General features: G+C 25.8%; 1 protein-coding gene and 1 pseudogene. Both read left to right on the plus strand.

Annotated features, from left to right (window positions below):
* Window positions 1–355 (plus strand): annotated as a pseudogene (locus TY07_RS17040) (transposase); the annotation flags it as partial.
* A 300-nt stretch (window positions 356–655) separates the two neighbouring features.
* On the plus strand, window positions 656–920 hold a 265-nt coding region (locus TY07_RS17045), incomplete at its 3' end, for a transposase (protein WP_341349598.1).

Below are 920 nucleotides of genomic sequence, written 5' to 3' on the forward strand. Positions count from 1 at the left end.
ATGTACTTACAAGAACAAATGTATTAAAGGGAATAATTCTAAAATACCATTATAAGAAAGAACTAAAAAATTTGAAGCTTCAAAAAAGTTTAATAGACAAAGAAAAGAAGATTTAATGAGAATTATTACTGATGAAGGTTTTTTACTTAGAATGAATAGAAGTATCCAAGCAGAAGGTTCTTTTGCTCAATTAAAGCATGATATGAATTTTAGAAGGTTTATGTGCCGTGGACAAAATAATGTCTTAGCCGAAAGTATACTACTTGCTGTAGCTCATAATATAAATAAATTGCATAACAAAATACAGGCTAACCGAACTGGTAAGCATTTATTTGAATTAAAGAAAACTGCATAATTTAAATTTTTAAAGCCTTTTTTCATTAGGCTTATTTAAGTGCGTCTATTTTTATATTCAATTTTATTTTAATCGGAAATGTACAATTATTTTTTTGAAAATATAGAAAAAGAGCTATCGCTAGCGGATTTTTTTACCCGCTATTGCGACAGCTCTTTTTTACTTAAATATATAGTTCTTACTGTATCTATTGATATTAATATATTATCTTAAAAATCAAATAAATACCAAGTATTGTAGCTTCAAAATCCTATTTTTTTATTTAATATTTAAATTAATAAGGATAAAATGGATATGGGTATGGATAAAGATTGTATATATGTGTTTGATAGAGGATATTACGATTATAAATGGTATGATAAACTTACTGAAAATGGATTTAAATTTGTTACTCGTGGAGTCAAAAACTCAATAGTAATGGAGGAAAAATTTTTAGAATCAAATATAAATGAAGATATTTATGATACTGAGGTAATAATGGCCTCAACGCCCGACGGAAATTTAACCTTTAATAAATATAGAGAAATTATGTGTTTTGATGAGAATGATGAAGCAATTACTTTTA

Origin of the sequence: Clostridium saudiense (assembly GCF_000577815.1) — a bacterium.
Lineage (GTDB): Bacteria > Bacillota > Clostridia > Clostridiales > Clostridiaceae > Clostridium > Clostridium saudiense.